Genomic DNA, 16,604 nt, shown 5'->3' with positions numbered 1-16,604 from the left:
TCTATTTCCCTCCGGCCTGAGCGGGAACCGAGGCCCCGGTGGTGATGTGCGAGTGGTATTCGACCTCGTCCTTGGTCAGTTCCATATAGGCCTCTTCCAGGCTCGCCTGGAGCGGGGTCAGTTCGTAGACCATGACCTGGTTCTCAAGCGCAGTCTTGGCGATGCCCCGGGGATCCAGTCCGGACACCTCGAGTAGTTCGCGCTCGTGGACTTCAACGGAAACGCCGGTCCCGGCAAGAAGCTGCATGAGCCGCTCCGGCTGGTCCGTACGGACTCGGGTCCGCGCCTGGCCCTTGCCCGTGATGATTTCGGCGATGGGTGCGTCGGCAATGATCTTGCCGCGCCCAATCACGATGAGGTGGTCGGCCGTCAGTGCCATCTCGCTCATGAGGTGGCTGGACAGGAAGACTGTGCGGCCCTCGGAGGCCAGGTATTTGACGAGGTTGCGGACCCACACCACGCCTTCGGGATCGAGGCCGTTGACGGGCTCATCCAGGATGATGGTCTGCGGGTCGCCCAGCAGCGCGGCGGCAATACCGAGGCGCTGACCCATTCCGAGCGAGAATCCCTTGACCTTCTTCTTCGCGACGTCACTCAGGCCGGTCATCTCGATGACTTCGCGGACCCGGCTCTTGGGGATGCTGTGCGTGGCCGCCATGGCAAGGAGGTGGTTGTATGCAGTGCGGCTCGTGTGGACAGCCTTCGCGTCCAGGAGGGCACCGATTTCACGGAGCGGGGCCTTGTGCTGGGCGAACGGTTCACCGTTCACGGTCACAAGTCCTGCCGTGGGAGAGTCCAGCCCCATGATCATGCGCATGGTGGTGGACTTGCCGGCACCGTTCGGACCCAGGAAGCCCGTCACCCGTCCGGCTTGGACAGTGAAGCTGACACCGCCCACGGCGGTTTTCTCGCCGTAGACCTTGGTCAGGCCTTTTGCTTCGATCATGGAAGCGTTCCCTCCTCGGAGCACATGAGTGTGCAAGTGAGTTTTGAATGTACTCACAACGCTACTCACGGACGGGAAGTAAATCGCCTGTCTCAGGGATGATTCAGGGTCCAGTCAGGGTAGTCCTCCCGGATGACCCGCGCCGGATCAGCCAGCCGGCAGCGGCGAGTACACGCGGAGTTCGCGCGGCTTCGCACTGAACGTGGCCGTACGGACACCAGGCTTCGGCTCACCGTCCACGGCCAGGACCAGGGGCTGCCCTATCGCTTCCACAGTGATGGTGGTGGCCTCAGTCAGATGAGTGACTTTGGACGCTGCGACGGTGCCTGTCACCACCGCCCACAGCAGGCGCGCGCGGGCAAACGGCTCGTCCGCCGTGATCATGCGAATGTCCAGGACGCCGTCGTCCAGCACCGGCCTACGAAGCGGGGCGTGATCCCGAGGGTAGTAGCGGCCGCGCCCCAGGTAAAGGATCCAAAGTTTGTGTTTCACTCCGTCCACGGTGAGCGTGGTGGGCGAGTTCACGCCAAAGGTGCGCAGGGAGGCAACCAGTCCTGCCACGGGTTTCCCGAGCGCCGGCTGGAGCCGCTCACGCCTGCGGACCAGATTGGGATACACCCCTACGCTGGCGGTGTTCAGCATGGCCAGCTCGGTGATCTCCGGAGTCTCCGGCAACCCGCGCTGGACCACGACGTGCCCCAGGTCAACGGACGCTGCCTGCCCCTTGGTCACCGCTTCGATGGCGTCGTCGATCGAGCTGGTACCCACGTCGCGGGCAAAGTGGTTGAGGGTTCCGCCCGGCAGCACCAGGAGCGGGAGTGAATGTTCGACGGCGGCCGCAGCCGCAGTGCCAACCGTTCCGTCTCCGCCCCATACGCCCAGTGCAACGGTGCCTGGTCGGGTTGCTGCGGCCTCCATCCCGGCCGCAATGTCATCGCCCTCCGCCAATTCCCGAATATGCGCTTTCGGGAATATCTCCTTCAGGAGCTCTCCCGTCTCCGGCGTGTAGGAACCACCCATGACGTTGACCGCAATACTGAGCCCCTCGCCGTCGTGAATTGCGGGCGCCTCCACCGGCGTGCGGCGGGGAGTTGGCTCCGGCGGCCGGGCTGGCCACCAGTTGCGTGTCACCAACGCGGCGCCGGCGCCGAGAGCCGAACCCAGCACCACATCGGAGGGCCAATGAGCACCGGTGTGCACGCGGGAGTAAGCCACCCCTGCTGCAATAGGGGCCAGGGCAAGTCCGATGGCCGGGGACACTATTCCGGCGCCCACAGCGAAGGCAACCGCAGATGCAGAATGGCCCGAAGGCATGGACGAACTTGTCGGCTGGGGATTCACGAAGCGGAACAGCGGAAGGTGCTCGGGAAGAGGCCTGGACCGGGGGAGTGCCCGCTTGAAGATGACGTTGGTGACGCCGGAGGCAACGCCCAAAGCCAGGAGGCCGTGAAGGGCTGCCCTGCGTGGCTTGCCGGGGAAAGCTGCCATGACTCCCGCGACACCAAACCACAGCTTCCCTTTGGTGGCAACGGCAGAGAGCCTGCGAAAGAAGACGTCGTGATCGCCCTGGGGTTGCCGGGACACCGCCCTCACCAGGAAATGGTCAAGCCGTGCAACCCGTTTGGGGCCCTTGCCCACGAAACCTCGCATCCCAACACAGTAACCCTTGTGGCCTGCCCTAGTGGCGTGAAGCCGATGTACGCAGCCTTGCATTGGCGGCCATGGCTACGATGTAGTGATGGTTCGCGACATCCTTCGGCGTCAACGGCCCGAGTGGCAGTTGGTGACTCCCGGCCTGCTCCTGCTGTGCGCTTTTGCGGTCCCGGCCGGGATGTTGCTGGCCGGGCAAGGCGAGCCGGCCTTCAACGGCGTGGACACCATGTGGCAGGCCTACTCATTCACCTTGCACTCGCCGTTCTGGGATGCCGTGAATGCGGTGCTCAATTGGGCCGGATATGTGGGTGTACTGATTTTCCACACGATGCTCGCAGTTGCGCTTGTTGTGGCGCGCCGACCCATGACCTCGATCTTCGTCGCCGCTTCCGGCATCTCCGCGCTGGCGCTCACGCAACTGACCAAAACAGTCGTGGGGCGAAGCCGGCCTGAAGGCGCAAAGGTTTTGACCGACACCGGTTCATACCCTTCAGGGCATGTATCGGCCACCACTGCTTTCCTGATGGTGCTGGTGGTACTCATCGCCCGCTGGTGGATGACTGCGATCGCCACCCTTGGAGTCATCGCCATGATGATCAGCAGGACCTATCTTTCGGCCCACTGGCTGAGCGATGTCCTCGGTGGCGCCTGCCTGGCTGCCGGCGTCGTCCTGCTCCTGTGGTGGCGCTTCCGGGATATATGCACCGAGGAGAACGCCAAAGCCGGCGGAAGAACTATTTGGGCGGCAAAGGCTTCGCGACCCCTGCAAGCAGAAGAGCGAGCAGAATAGGCGCTCCGATGGCCAGCAAGGCCAGGTGGATCCCGGTGTGGTCGCCCAGGTAGCCCAGAAGCGGCGGGCCTGCCAGGAAGGCGATATAGCCGATGGTGGAAACAACGGACACCCGGGCTGCGGCGTGCTTGGGGTCGTCCGCTGCGGCTGACATGCCCATGGGGAAGGCCAGGGCCGCCCCGATGCCCCACAGCGCGGCGCCGATCCCTGCCAGAACGACGTTGCCGGCAAAGACGAACAATGCCAGGCCAGCTGCGGCCGCTGCCATGCTGGCCCGGAGTACCGTCACACGGCCGAACCTGTCGATCGCCTTGCCACCGAGGAACCGCATGACCGTCATCGCCAGGACGAAGAGGGCGAACAGCAACGCACCCGTGGATTCGGAGGCGCCAAGACCATCAACGGCCGCCTTTGCGATCCAGTCGTTGCCCGCACCTTCGGTGAGGGTGGCACCCAGGACCACGACGCCGATGAGCAGCGTCCTGCCATCGCGCCAAGCCGAGGGGCCCTTCTCAGCCGGCACGCCGCCGTCGTGAATTTCCGTTGACTCGTGCGGCAGGAAGTATCTGGGGACCGTCAGCGCGAGGGCGACGGCAATGGCGGCGATGACCAGCAGGTGCTCTGGCAAACCAACGCCGAGCTGGGACAGTCCGGCGCCGATCAGCGCGCCCAGGAAGGCGCCACCGGAGAAGGCCGCGTGGAACTGGGGCATGATGGTGCGCTTGAGCCGGTGCTCAACGTCAGCTCCCTCGATGTTCTGCGCGACATCCCACAGGCCGATTCCGATGCCGAAGAAGAACAGCGCGATTGCCGTGGCCGGAACTGACGCGGCCATCAGCGAGAAGGCAATGGCTGCACCGGCAGCACCGGCAACGATCCCCGCAACGCGAACCGTGTTTGCTGTGCCGATCCTGCCAACCACCCAGCCGGCCGATGGCAGGGCAAGCAAGGACCCTACCGCTGTACAGAGCAGCAGGGTGCCCATCTGGCCTGACGTAAGGCTGAGGGCCTCGGTAACGGCCGGAATGCGGGCAGCCCAGCTGGCGAACACCAGACCGTTCATGCCGAAGATCAGGAAGGTCGCCACCGCCGCTGCATTGACGTTGGTGGTGCTTCTGGTGTTGGTGGTCATGCAATCACAACTTCCACGGAGAGTTTGTTGAGCCGGGCAAGATCTTCTGGGGATGGTTCCTGGTCTGTCACGATGACGTCCACGGCCTCCATGGCGGTAACCAGGGCCACGGCGCTGGCATTCCATTTACTGCCTGCGGACGCCACAATGACGCGCGCCGCCGATTCGAGGCCGGCGCGTTTCACTGCCGCATCATCAAGGTCGTGGGCCAGGAGGCCGTCCTTGAGGTTGAGGGCGCAGGGAGTTACGACGGCGGTGTCGAACCTTAGTGAGCGGATGTTGGCTTCCGCCATGGGTCCCCGGAATGATTGTTCGCCTTGGACAAGCCTGCCACCGGGGAGGATGAGTTCAGGTGCCCTGCCAGCCGTCTTTCCTGTCAAAGCCTCGACGCCGTGGAGGGACATGGGCATAACCGTGAGTTCCCGTGTGGCAAGCCTGCGGGCGATCTCCGTTGCGGTTGAGCCGCTGTCCAGCCACACGTGCTCCCGGTCCCTGATGAGGTCGTCAACGGCCGCCGCTATGCGGATCTTGGCGTCGTGGTCTTCCAGCTCGCGCTGCCCGTAGCCTGGGTTTTCTCCCCGGGCCAACAAGCTTCGTGCACCACCGTGGACGCGCTTCAGCACCCCGTTGGCTGCAAGGATTTCAAGGTCCCGGCGGATCGTGGCACCGGAAGCCCCCGTGGCATCCACCAGTTCATCCACAGTGGCTTGTTCGCGCGTGCGCAGCAGCTCGCCTATGAGCCGGTGGCGGTCAGCAGTTCCCATTCTCCAACCGTAGCAAGCTCTGCGCATTTAATCATGCGTTGTGATCATTTACGCACAGACGTTCTCTCACCTCCCGTCGCTTAAAGCGGAACGCTCTCGCAGCCAGTGCAAGAGCGTCCGCGGAAAATCGCCGATAGGTGAGAGTGGATCCGTGGTTAGCGGGCGCGCTCCACCCGTTTCTCGTCCCACACGGGCTCTTCGGATTCATAGACTTTGCCATCGGAACCGAAGATCAGGAAACGGTCAAAGGACTTGGCGAACCAGCGGTCGTGGGTCACGGCCAGGACGGTGCCCTCGAAAGCGTCGATCGCCCGCTCCAAGGCCTCGCCCGAGTGCAGGTCCAGGTTGTCCGTCGGCTCGTCGAGCAGCAGGAGCGTAGCCCCAGAGAGCTGAAGAAGCAGAATCTGGAAACGTGCCTGCTGACCACCCGACAAAGACTCGTACTTCTGCTCGGACTGACCGGCCAGCCCGTAAGAGTCCAGCGCTCCGGCAGCGGCCTCGCGGGGGAGACCCGAGCGGTGTTCGTCACCGCGGTGCAGGATCTCCAGCAAGGTCCGGCCCAGAAGATCCGGACGCACATGGGTCTGGGCGAAGAACCCGGGCCTGATGCGGGCGCCAAGCTTCACGGCCCCTTCGTGCGGCACTTCAGCAATAACGACGTCGGACACGGGCAGGTGCTCCCGCTCCGGGTCGGTGCCGCCGGTGGCGAGCAGCCGCAGGAAGTGGCTCTTGCCCGATCCGTTGGAACCCAGCACGCCCACGCGGTCACCGAACCAGATCTCGGTGGAGAACGGCTTCATGAGCCCGGTCAGTTCGAGTTTCTCCGCCACCACGGCGCGCTTGGCAGTGCGACCACCCTTGAGGCGCATCTTCACGTTCTGCTCGATGGGCAGCGCCTCGGGCGGTCCCGCCTCCAGGAACTTGGCCAGGCGGGTCTGCGCTGCCTGGTACCTGTTGGCCATGTCAGAGCGGAACGCGGCCTTGTTCTTGTACATGTTGACGAGTTCCTTGAGCTTGATGTGCTCCTCGTCCCAGCGCTTGCGGAGTTCCTCGAACCGGGCGTTGCGGTCGGCGCGGGCCTCGACATAGGAGCCGAAGCCCCCACCGTGGATCCATGCGCCGGCACCGTTGATGCCTGGCTCGAGCGTGACGATACGTCCGGCCGCGTTGTTGAGCAGCTCTCGGTCGTGGCTGATGAACAGCACAGTCTTCTTGGACTCATTGAGCTTGCCCTCCAACCAACGCTTGCCGGGGACATCCAGGTAGTTGTCCGGTTCGTCCAGGAGCAGGAGCTCGTCCGGGCCGGCAAAGAGCGCTTCCAGCACCAAGCGCTTCTGTTCGCCACCGGACAGGGTGGAGGCGCGGCGGAACTGCGCTTTGTCGAAGGAAATCCCCAACGCGGCCATGCAGACTTCGTCCCAGACGGTCTCGACGTCGTACCCGCCGGCATCGCCCCAGTCCACGATCGCCTGGGCGTACTTCATCTGCGTGGGCTCGTCGTCGTGCTCCATCATGGCGAGCTCTGCGTCCTCCACCGCCTTTGCAGCGGCAGCAAGCCCGGCCTGGGCCGTGGAAACCAAAAGGTCGCGGACGGTTGATTCGTCGCGGACCTGGCCCACGAACTGCCGCATGATGCCCATGTTGCCTGAACGGCCCACAACACCTTCGTCCGGCGTGAGGTCGCCGGAGATGATCTTGAACAGGGTGGTCTTACCGGTGCCATTCGGTCCGATGAGAGCGGTCTTGGTGCCGTCGGGGACCTTGAAGGTCACTCCGTTGAGCAGCTGGGTGCCGTCGGAGAGGAAGTAGTCGATGCCGGAAACGTCAATATGGGCCACGTTTCAATCCTCCCACGGCACGGGATAAGGCTCGACGGCGGTACTCGGCTACGGCTTCCGGCGGGCAAATTCCGGCGCGTGTTCTGGTCGCGGACCGAAGGCAATCATTCGCGCCGGCAGCTTCCCGAAGGAAGGCAAGTTCCTCGCCACGAAGACCAAGGGCTTGGGAGGCTTCGGTTGCTTGCCGGCCATGACCTGCGCGAACACCACTCGATGCAGGACCCGCTGGAAGGTCTGGACGATGACGGTGGGAAGCCAGCGCCGCTTTTGGACCGCGGCGAGGTGTCCGTCGTCGAGCGTTTCACCCAGCAAAGGCGACGCGAGCACGCGCGCTGCCGCCACCGCGTCCTGCACCGCAAGGTTGATCCCCACGCCGCCGGCTGGGGACATCGCATGCGCGGCATCCCCAATGAGCAATAGCCCCGGCCGGTGCCATCGGGACAGGCGGTTGAGTTTCACGTCCAGGAGGTGGAGGTCGTCCGTGGATTCGATGGTGTCCACTCGGTCGGCGAGATCCGGCCGCAGGCTGGCAACCTTGTCGCGAAAGGCCTGCACCCCAGCAGCCCGCAGTTGTGGGTCCGAGCCTTTAGCGGCCAAGTACGCGATCTGGTGATAATCCTTGCGGGTCAGGCTCAGCAGTACGTCAGAGGCGCCAAAACGCGGCGAGATGGAGGACATTGGTTCGTCCTCGCCCGCGGTTCGCGGCAGCCTGAACCACCACGTATCGAACGGCACGGGAAATTCATGCGGCACCAGCCCGGCCTTGGTACGGAGCACCGAGCCGCGTCCATCGCATGCCACCGTCAAAGGCGCCTTCAGTTCGGCGGTTGCTACAACAGAACCGGTCAGGGGATCGCGGGTTTGGTATGCCACTCCCGCAACAGCGCCCGAGGAATGGCGCAGCAAGTCCGTGGCCTCAGTGTTCATCAGCAACGTGAACGCAGGTTCCTGTCGAGCTGCTTCCACCAGGAAGTTGAGCAGGTCCCACTGCGGCACCATGGCCACGTAATTGTAGGGGGCCTTCAAGCGTCCAAAATCAGCGAGGACCACTGAGTCGCCTGGCCCGGTCGGTAGCCGGAAATTGCCCAGTTTGCTCTGGGGAAGGGCGCGGAATCCTTCTCCGAGGCCCAGCTCGTCCAAGAGCCGAATGGTTGAGGCGTGGACGGTATCACCCCGAAAATCACGCAGGAAGTCGGCGTGCTTCTCCAGCACAGTGACCCTGACGCCGGCACGGGCAAGCAGCAGCCCCAGTACGATCCCTGCCGGCCCTCCGCCGACCACCACACACTGGGTACCTGCCGTCATAGTCTGCCTCCGAATCAGCCCGCCGCAGTAAGGAACGACTTCAACAACGGCCCGCTGGTGGTAGCGCCAAGCCCGCCGTCTTCAACGAACACGGCGACTGCGAGGTCGCCGTGGGTAGCCACGATCCACGCGTGTGTCTTCGGCGGGTTGTCGTTGCCGAATTCCGCGGTACCGGTCTTGGCTCCTACGGGTGCCCCGGGCACCTCCGCCAGGAAGCCGGCGTGGCCGGATGTCACCACGGCGCGCATCATGTCCGCCAGTGCAGCGGCTTCTTCCTTGGTGATCGGCTTGGTGGACGCTGGCGCAGCGCTTGCTGTTGCGGAAGCGGACGACGGCGATGCGGAGCCACTTTCAGAGGGGGTCGAAGCTGCGCTGGGGTCCTGTGCTGCATCGGCGTTCAGCACCAGCTGCGGTGAAACCGGGGCGCCGTTGGCTACGGACGCGGCCATGACGGCTGCCGAGAGTGGCGAGAAGAGGACTTTGCCCTGGCCGATCATGGAAGCGGCGTGCTCGGTGCCTTCTGCGGCGCCGGGAACCGAGCCAAGGAACGCGTCAGCGCCCAGCTTGGGGGCTTCAACGGCCACACCCAAGGCCTGTGCAGCGGATTCGAGTTGGTCCTGGCTGACGGTTTCGCGGGCGTTGATGAAGGCAGTGTTGCAGGAGTGCGCAAACGCATCCCGCAGAGCCACGGAGCCCAGCGAGGTTTCGGGGTAGCCCTCGGCGTTCTTGAAGGTTCGGCCATCGACAGTCAGCGTGGAGGGGCATTCCACGGTGGAATCCGGGGTGGCTCCGTTGCGGAACATGGCCAACGAATCAACGATCTTGAATGTGGACCCGGGAGCGTACTGCCCCAGAAGTGCGGTGTTGTAGCCGTTGCTGCCCGGTCCGGACGCTGCGGCAAGAAGGGCGCCTGTGGATGGTCTGAGGGCCACAATGGCAGACGCCGGCTCGACTCCTGCCAATGTTTCCTCCGCCAGCTGCTGAAGCTTCAGGTCCAGGGTGGTCTTGAGGGTGGTGCCCGGCGAGGGAAGGGACGAGAAGAACACCTTGGTACCGGGGGTCTCTCCTTCGGCCTTTTCAGCCGGGGTGGCCACGACTTCCACGCCGTCCTTGCCGCGCAGCAACGAGTCGTATTTCTGCTGCAGGCCGCCGGTTCCCGTGGTGTCTCCGGCTCGCAGGACGCCATTGGATTTCTCGATCTGCTCTGCGCTGGCTTGCCCAACGCTGCCCAACAGCGCGCGGGCAAAGGTCCTGGTGGGAGCCAGGGCCATGGAGTCCAGGATGCTGACACCGCCAGGGATGGCTTTGATCCTGGCTTCAGTGATGTCCGCCGTATAGGCACGGAGTACAAGGCCTTCCACAAAAGCCTGGGGTCCCGAAGCAGCAACCTGCTTGGCGTACTCCTCGGCGTCCAGTCCCAGAAGGGCTGCCATGGCACGCGCAGAAGCATCGGCCTGTTCGGCGGGAACCTTGGTCTTGTCGATGCCTACCCGGAAGACAGGCCTGTCCTCAACAATCGGGGCGTCGCCGGCACCAAGGATCTGGCCGCGCTGGGCGGCAACGGTCTTGACCGACAAAGTTTCACCGTCGGAGAGCTGCGGCGCAAGCAGGGCAGGGTTCCATTGGACCGCCCACTTGTCGCCCGACTTCCTCAGCGTGGCTTCGGAGCTGTACTCCCACTTGGCCGAGCCAATGTTCCAACTGTAATTAAGGGGGAAAGTGGCGGTGTCGCCGTCGAGCTTGACGTCCCCGGACGCAACCGACGGCTTGGCGTCGAGGCCCTCGAAGACGGCTTTGAGTTCATCGTTGGCCGCGGCAGCGTCCTTGCCCTCCACGGCCAGCGAACCGACGTCGAGCGCTGACAGTGAGGAGGCCAGCTGCTTGGCTGCTCCCTCCGCACCGGCCCGTCCGTCGTCACAGGCGGTCAGTGAACCAACCATGACAAGAGTTACGAGACCAAGGACAAAACCCTGCTGCATTTTCAGTTTCCCCATTTGCGACATTATGCCCCGTTCCCCTGACAGTTTCTTGTCGTGCCCGGGAAGCGGACAGCCGCCGCCTGCCATCCCCGGGAAGAGGCGGCAAGCGGCGGCTGTCTGGAAATCAACCTAGGGAGCGCACGTGAACTTGGCATCACCCCAGACACCATGCGCGCCGTTGATGGAACCGGACGGGTCCACCACCAATTCCACGTAGGCCACGCCTGTCAGGTCAACAGACACCGATTCCGGAGCGAATCCGGGGGTGTACGTGCGCGACTGGTACTTGTTCACGCCGTCTGCGTTGACCTTGAAGATGATGTTGCCGCCGAAACCGCTCTCAAGGCCCACCTGCGAGGTGAATGTCGAACACTTGCCGCCCAGGTAGTACGTGATCTTCGAGGCAGCGTGGACGCCAAGACCCTTGGTGAACACGGGCTGCTGCCCGGTTGCGGGGTCCGTGTAATTGATGGCCAGGGGCTTGTCCGGGGACGACGCCGAGTCCTTGTTGGCCACGTTCTTGCCGATCACGCCGTAGCCGTTCAGGGCCTGGACCCAAGGTGTCTCGGAGGCATATACGGAGCCAACCGGGACGTTCGGCAGTGGCTGGGAGGTCACCTTCCAGTCGAAGAACTTCACCCGCGTATCGGTAGGCAGCGTCACGGACGCCAACTCCTTGGTGGGGTTCAACCGGACAGTGTTGGAGAACGCCTGGTACTTGTACTGCGTGTACTCCGGCGACGGGCCGTTGGCGTTGTTGCGGCCCTGTTCGGACACCGCCAACACTGCCCCGTTCAGCACGGACGGCTGCAACCAGTTGGGGAAGAAGATCGATTGCTTTTCCATGCTTCCATCGGCATATGTCAGGGTGAGCTCGGGACTGGTGCCGTTCCCAACGGCTGCGGATCCGAGGACAGCCAAGTGGGTTCCCTTGCCCTTGACGGCGATCGTTTGCGCGGACAATGCCACCGAGTTGGCTACGTCCGGCCCGACGGCCGGCCACGTGTAGTCCACCTGCGTAGGCTTCCCGGCGTCCACCGTTACCGTGCTGCCCGGTCGGACACCGCCAGCCGGTACCGTAGCGGCAGCCAGCTGCTCGGCCGCGAAGGTGGCCCCTCCGCCGTCGAAGTTTCCGAGTGCCTTACCTGCCACGGTGGTGACTGAAACGGTGTTGTACGCGGCGGCCAAGGAACCGTAAGCGACGTAGATCTGGTTGCCGCCGGTCACTGACTGGGCGGAGCCCGAAGCAGTGTACGACGCCGAAACCCGCACGGTCTGTTGGCCCGCCTTGGCGCTGGAGCCGGGTTTGATGACGAATGTTGCCGTCGTTGTCCCGCCGCCGTTGACCTTCGCCGCAGTTGCGCCGGTGGAAGAGACCACGGTCCACCCCTCAGGGAGAACCGGCGTCAGGACCACGTTGGTCTTGGCTTTGGTTCCGGTGTTCACGAAGGCCGCGGTGACGGTGGTTTCCTGGTCCTGGAAGACCTGCTGGCCAGTGGTCACGCGAACTTCGGCCGCCGTGTCTTCCTGGCTCTTGCCACCCAGCGGACCTGCTTGCTGGAGCTGAACCGTTGCGGACTGGTTAGAAGCGATGGAACCCGTCTTCACCCAGATGGTGCCGTTGTTGGCCTCATCGAAGTACCAGCCGGTTGTTGCTGAGGCGTAGGCGGCTTGGGTGGAGTGCTGCGTGAGCTTGGTTCCACCGATCTTGACGTCCTTGGGAGCTGCGCCAGCGTGGACTTTCAGCTCATACGGTCGGGCAGCGGCCTTGCCGGTGTACTCGCCCTTCCGTTCACCGATGGACACCTTGACGCTGCTGTTGCCCTTGCCCGGAGCGTCCACTGCGAACAGCTGGCTGGAGGACTTTCCGTCCTTGAATTCGCGGGTGACTTTGTCATCCTCGTAGAGCGTGAACGTGTCCTGGCCCTGGGCGTAAACGTCCAGGGTGATCATGGAATCTTCCGGAACCAAGGAGGCGTTGCGGGCCACGATGCCTTGCGGGATCACCGCTCCGGCACGAACGAACACAGGCAGCTTGTCCAAGGGTGCGTTATAGCCGTTGAGGATCTGGCCGCCCTGGTAAAGCTTGCCGGTCCAGTAATCCACCCACTGCTGGCCTGCCGGAAGAAATATGCCGTTACGGACATCTGTCTGGGTGAAGACCGGTGCCACCAGGAAGTCGGAGCCAAGCATGAACTGGTTGTTCGCCTCGGCACCGTAGGACCACTGCTGGTCAGGGAATTCGAGGGCCATGGAGCGCATCATCGATACGCCCGTGGTGGAGGATTCCTGCGCCAACGAGTAGATGAAGGGCATGAGCTGCTGGCGGAGCTGGAGGTATTGGCGGTTGATGGCCGTGGCTTCATCGCCGTAGAGCCATGGACGCTTATCCGTAGCCGCCCAGCCGGACATGGAGTAGAGCGCCGGCGCGAAGGCCTTCCACTGAAGGTCGCGGACATACGACTCCGCAGAGCCGCCAAAGATGCCGTCGACGTCACCCGTAGTGAACGCCAAACCCGAGTTGCCGGCGCCGGTGAGGGCCGAGACCTGCCAGCGGACGGCGTCGAGGTTTCCTGAATGGTCACCCGTCCACTGCATGCCGCAACGCTGGGAGCCGGCCCAACCTTCCACCATCAGCGAGGTGCCGCGGGCATTCGAGTACTGCTCGATGCCGCCGTGTGCTGCCTCGCAACCGGTGAGGGCCTGGCGGTAGCCCTGCCCCACCCACGCAACGTCAAGCTTGCGGAGCCGGACCCCGGCCTCACCTACTTCGTACTCCTGGTTGGTCAGGGAACGCTGGGTCCACAGGCCAACCTTGAGATCGGTTTCTTCCTCGATGTTGCTGACGGTTTCCGGGAGTTGCTGATATTCGCAGCCGTATCCGTCGTTGACCAGCATCCAGCCCGCGGGCATGTCGTTCTCGACGAACTTCCGCGCGGTCTTGATGGCGTCGGGCGTGCGCTGCTTGGCGCCGTCGGGATCGCCGTAGCCTGAGGATGAATAACCCGGGTTGGAGCGGTTGTAGCAGTCGGCATCGCCGTATTCCAGGGCGTAGACCGGAGGCATCATCGGCTTGCCGGTCAGCGTGGTGTAGGCGCCCAGGGACTGCTTGTAATCGCCCACGAAGTAGTAGGCGTCGAAGCGCTTTTCCTCATGCGTGGTGGTGGGCTGGCCGCCGAAGTTGTAGGAACCGCGGGCAAAGGTGTCGCGGAGGACGCCGTAGCCCTTGGAGGACATGTAATAGGGCACGGCGTTGGGGTAGCCGTCGTCGTCCCAGTCGAAGTTCTTGGCGATGTTGATGAGGGCGCCGGTGTGGACGGAGCGGCCGTTCTGCATGCCGCCGCCGATGAACTGCTCGCCATCCTGCTGCGCGAGGTGCTGCGTGGTGGAGTTCGCCCCAAAGGTGATGGGCGCGGACTCTTCCAGGACCAAGGAACCGTCAGCCCTGAGAACCCGGAGCTGGGTGGTGGCTTTGTTGATCTCAACGGTGATCTTCGCGGTCTTCAGGACCAGCCAGTCGCCATCCGTGACGGTTGGGGTGGTCCCGGCGAACTTGTCCTTGCCCACCACGATGTTGGCGGTCCTGGCCGGGTCGCCTTGGTCCGTGTTGGCGGGGTCCGTGAACTTTCCGCTGGGGTCCGCTTCAAGGCGGAAGTTGCCGTCGTCCAGGAACGTGACGCGAATGGCGCCGTTCCCGGTGGAAAGGTCGACGACGTTGCCGGACTGGGTAAAGCCTGTCACCGCACCAAGGGGTACTCCAGCTGCATCGACAGGTACTTCGGGGGTGACGGCTTTAGTGGCGGCGGGGTCGCCGGGCGCGGCATTGGCGGCCGCGGCAAACGTGAGCGCAGGGATGGCACCTGCGAGGAGGAGGGAGGCGAGGCCGAGTGACGCGGCCTTTCTGGCTAACGAACCTTTTTTGGCGCGTCCGGAGCTGCTGGGGGCAGCGCCGGACAGGCCCAAGGAGGGTGCGGACATGTGGGGCCAACTTTCGACGAGTGACTTTTTGTGATCTAACTCATAGCGAAACGTGCACTAATCGTCACTGCAAAAGAGCAAAAGGTCAACCGTTTCACCAAAATTGCCGACCCAACTTAGTGTCCGCGGATGATCCTGCGCTGCGTCGCAACCGAGATGGCCGCCGTGCGGTTGTCCACCCCGAGCTTGGCGTAAATGTGCACCAGGTGGGTCTTTACAGTCGCCTCGGAAATGAAGAGTTGCTTGGCCATGGCACGGTTGCTCATGCCCGTCGCGAGCAGTTCCAGTAACTGGACTTCCCGGGCACTCAACGCCGGCGCAGGATTCCGGATCCGCCCCATGAGCCGGGCCGCGACCTCAGGTGCCAGCGCAGTCTGACCGGCAGCTGCCGACAGCACAGCTTGGCGGATCTGCTCAGGCGGAGCGTCCTTCAGCATGTAGCCACTCGCGCCTGCCTCCACCGCGTTGAGGATGTCCGCGTCGGTGTCGTAAGTGGTCAGAATCAGCACGGGCGGCGGGGGAGTCCCGGCCTCACCCGCTTTGATCTTCCCGGTGGCCGTGACCCCATCCATGCCGGCCCCCATCTGGAGGTCCATAAGGACCAGGTCCACGGGCTCGCCGAGTGCATGCAGCTTGCTGAGCTCAGCCAGTGCAGCATCGCCGTCAGACGCTTCGGCAACTACCGTGACGCCCGGGAACTCAGCCAACATTGCGCGGAGGCCGGCACGGACCACGGGATGGTCGTCCACCAACAGGACACGGATTTCACTCATGCCACACCTTCATCTACCGGCAGCGGTACCCGAACGGCCACCACGGTTCCTTCGCCCGGAGCCGACTCGATCTCCAGGCTGCCTTCCAGCGCGGCAAGCCGCTCGCGCAAACTCATAAGTCCGACGCCGGTGCCGTCGCCCCGCGCCGTACGGGCCGCCGTCGAGGGCTCGAAACCTATCCCGTCGTCGAAAACGTCCAGTGTCACCTCGGCGCCAAGAAAGGACAAAGTCACGACGGCGGCACGTGCGTGGGCGTGCGCCCACACGTTCGCGAGGGAGGCCTGAGCGGCCCGGAGCAAGGTGGTCTGGTACGTGTTGGGCAGCTCCACGGGCGTGCCCACCAGTGCGAAACGGCACCGCAAGGCCGTTCCACGGGCAGCGGCCTCGGTCTCCGTCTTTCCACAGAGCCTGCGCAGGCTGTCCACCAAGCCAGACTGTTCCAAGGCAGGTGAACGCAGGCCCCGGACAAAGCTCCTGGCCTCCGCAAGGTTCGTCGACGCTGTGTCCTGCACGATCCTCAACCGCTCCTTGGCCGCCTGCGCGTCCCCATCGTCCAAGGCCTTCTCCGCGGACCTTCCCATCAGGATGATGCTGGAGAATCCCTGAGCCAGGGTGTCGTGGATTTCGCGGGCCAGCCGCTCACGCTCAGCCAGCATGCCGGCGTCGTGCTGGGTTTGGGCGAGTTCGGCGCGCGTCCGCCGGAGATCGTCGGCCACAACGCGTTGATTCTCGGCCTCCAGGAACAAAGCTCTGTACGCCAGCCCGGTCACCACTGCGAAGCCCGCCCCGAACACCGGTCCCAGGACCATGGCGAGCTGCAATCCGCCGTCGGCCGAACCCCGGCTATGGAACCACAAAGCACCAACCAACAGTGCCGTGCTGAGCGCAATAGCGGGCAACGACAAGCGCCGGGGCAACAGATGAAGCTGGAGGAAGAACAGGGGAAAGGCCACCCACGCGAAGTCGCTGCTGACCAGCAGGAGCAGCAACCAAAGCAGCATGACAGCGGCCAGCCACCACCGCGCATAGGGAGTGGGGTCGAACCGGCCGGCATCGCCTGAGTGGCGCTTCTCCAGGATGGTTCCGGCGAGGTAAACGAGGGCCAGCACGGCGGACAAGCCCAATCCACCCACCACAGCCACGGGAGAAGGCGCCCCGGCAGATCCGACACCAGTCAGCAAGCGCCCAATCGCAACCAGAAGGAGAATTGCGAAACCCACGTGCAGGCAGACGCGCAGGACACGGAGGATGGTGGCGGCACCGGTGGACTGCATGCCTCCCAGCGTATCCCTGGCGCTCCCTTTCAAGGCCCGGATTCGGCGCCGCGACGCGCGAATCAACCATTCGGATGATCGCCGGCTCAACCCCTCGGATCGCGCCAATCCATCCACCTCACGATGTCCCGGCGCGCCATCGCCGGAAGAGTGGAAAGAGCCGGGATCAAGC

Annotated in this window: 11 protein-coding genes; 1 reads left to right on the top strand and 10 read right to left on the bottom strand. The window is 64.0% G+C overall.

The genetic code is table 11. The features are described 5' to 3' along the window. Position 1 precedes the first annotated feature (1 nt). Positions 2–946 (bottom strand): ABC transporter ATP-binding protein, encoded by a 945-nt coding sequence (locus tag ACSSVG_RS10360; RefSeq protein WP_231338815.1) that lies wholly within the window; start codon positions 944–946, stop codon positions 2–4. A 147-nt stretch (positions 947–1,093) separates the two neighbouring features. After that, a complete protein-coding gene (locus ACSSVG_RS10355) occupies positions 1,094–2,596 on the bottom strand; it encodes a bifunctional phosphatase PAP2/diacylglycerol kinase family protein (RefSeq protein ID WP_492418759.1) in 1,503 nt (500 codons plus the stop codon). An 88-nt stretch (positions 2,597–2,684) separates the two neighbouring features. On the opposite strand from ACSSVG_RS10355, the gene ACSSVG_RS10350 reads away from it, so the two are divergent. Continuing rightward, positions 2,685–3,389, top strand: coding sequence for a phosphatase PAP2 family protein (locus ACSSVG_RS10350; RefSeq protein ID WP_492418757.1), 705 nt, complete (start codon positions 2,685–2,687; stop codon positions 3,387–3,389). Here the strand turns inward: ACSSVG_RS10350 and ACSSVG_RS10345 are convergent. The 8 genes from ACSSVG_RS10345 to ACSSVG_RS10310 all read right to left on the bottom strand — a co-directional run bounded on the left by ACSSVG_RS10345 (position 3,334) and on the right by ACSSVG_RS10310 (position 16,432). Then, the gene (locus tag ACSSVG_RS10345) at positions 3,334–4,521 is read right to left on the bottom strand and encodes an MFS transporter (protein WP_231338812.1); all 1,188 of its coding nucleotides are present in this window, start codon (positions 4,519–4,521) and stop codon (positions 3,334–3,336) included. The genes ACSSVG_RS10350 and ACSSVG_RS10345 overlap by 56 nt on opposite strands. Continuing rightward, positions 4,518–5,285 carry a DeoR/GlpR family DNA-binding transcription regulator gene (locus ACSSVG_RS10340; RefSeq protein ID WP_231338811.1) on the bottom strand — a complete coding sequence of 256 codons (768 nt, stop codon included), beginning with the start codon at positions 5,283–5,285 and terminating at the stop codon, positions 4,518–4,520. Before ACSSVG_RS10340 ends, ACSSVG_RS10345 begins: the two co-directional genes overlap by 4 nt. A gap of 155 nt (positions 5,286–5,440) precedes the next feature. Then, on the bottom strand, positions 5,441–7,123 hold the full coding sequence (locus ACSSVG_RS10335; RefSeq protein ID WP_231338810.1) for an ABC-F family ATP-binding cassette domain-containing protein: 1,683 nt from the start codon (positions 7,121–7,123) through the stop codon (positions 5,441–5,443). Between the two features lie 48 nt (positions 7,124–7,171). Next, on the bottom strand, positions 7,172–8,428 hold the full coding sequence (locus ACSSVG_RS10330; protein WP_492418754.1) for an FAD-dependent oxidoreductase: 1,257 nt from the start codon (positions 8,426–8,428) through the stop codon (positions 7,172–7,174). 14 nt (positions 8,429–8,442) lie between these two features. After that, positions 8,443–10,431 carry a penicillin-binding transpeptidase domain-containing protein gene (locus ACSSVG_RS10325; RefSeq protein WP_492418752.1) on the bottom strand — a complete coding sequence of 663 codons (1,989 nt, stop codon included), beginning with the start codon at positions 10,429–10,431 and terminating at the stop codon, positions 8,443–8,445. Between the two features lie 105 nt (positions 10,432–10,536). After that, positions 10,537–14,385: an NPCBM/NEW2 domain-containing protein gene (locus ACSSVG_RS10320; protein ID WP_492418750.1), complete on the bottom strand. Its 3,849-nt coding sequence runs from the start codon at positions 14,383–14,385 to the stop codon at positions 10,537–10,539. Between the two features lie 116 nt (positions 14,386–14,501). After that, positions 14,502–15,158 (bottom strand): response regulator, encoded by a 657-nt coding sequence (locus ACSSVG_RS10315; RefSeq protein WP_231338806.1) that lies wholly within the window; start codon positions 15,156–15,158, stop codon positions 14,502–14,504. Continuing rightward, positions 15,155–16,432: a sensor histidine kinase gene (locus tag ACSSVG_RS10310; RefSeq protein WP_231338805.1), complete on the bottom strand. Its 1,278-nt coding sequence runs from the start codon at positions 16,430–16,432 to the stop codon at positions 15,155–15,157. The genes ACSSVG_RS10315 and ACSSVG_RS10310 overlap by 4 nt, the downstream gene beginning before the upstream one ends. Positions 16,433–16,604: the final 172 nt, after the last annotated feature.

Source organism: Paenarthrobacter sp. E2MeOHC11 (assembly GCF_058744955.1).
The sequence above is the reverse complement of the archived record's forward strand: the minus strand, read 5'-3'. Positions and strand labels throughout refer to the sequence as shown.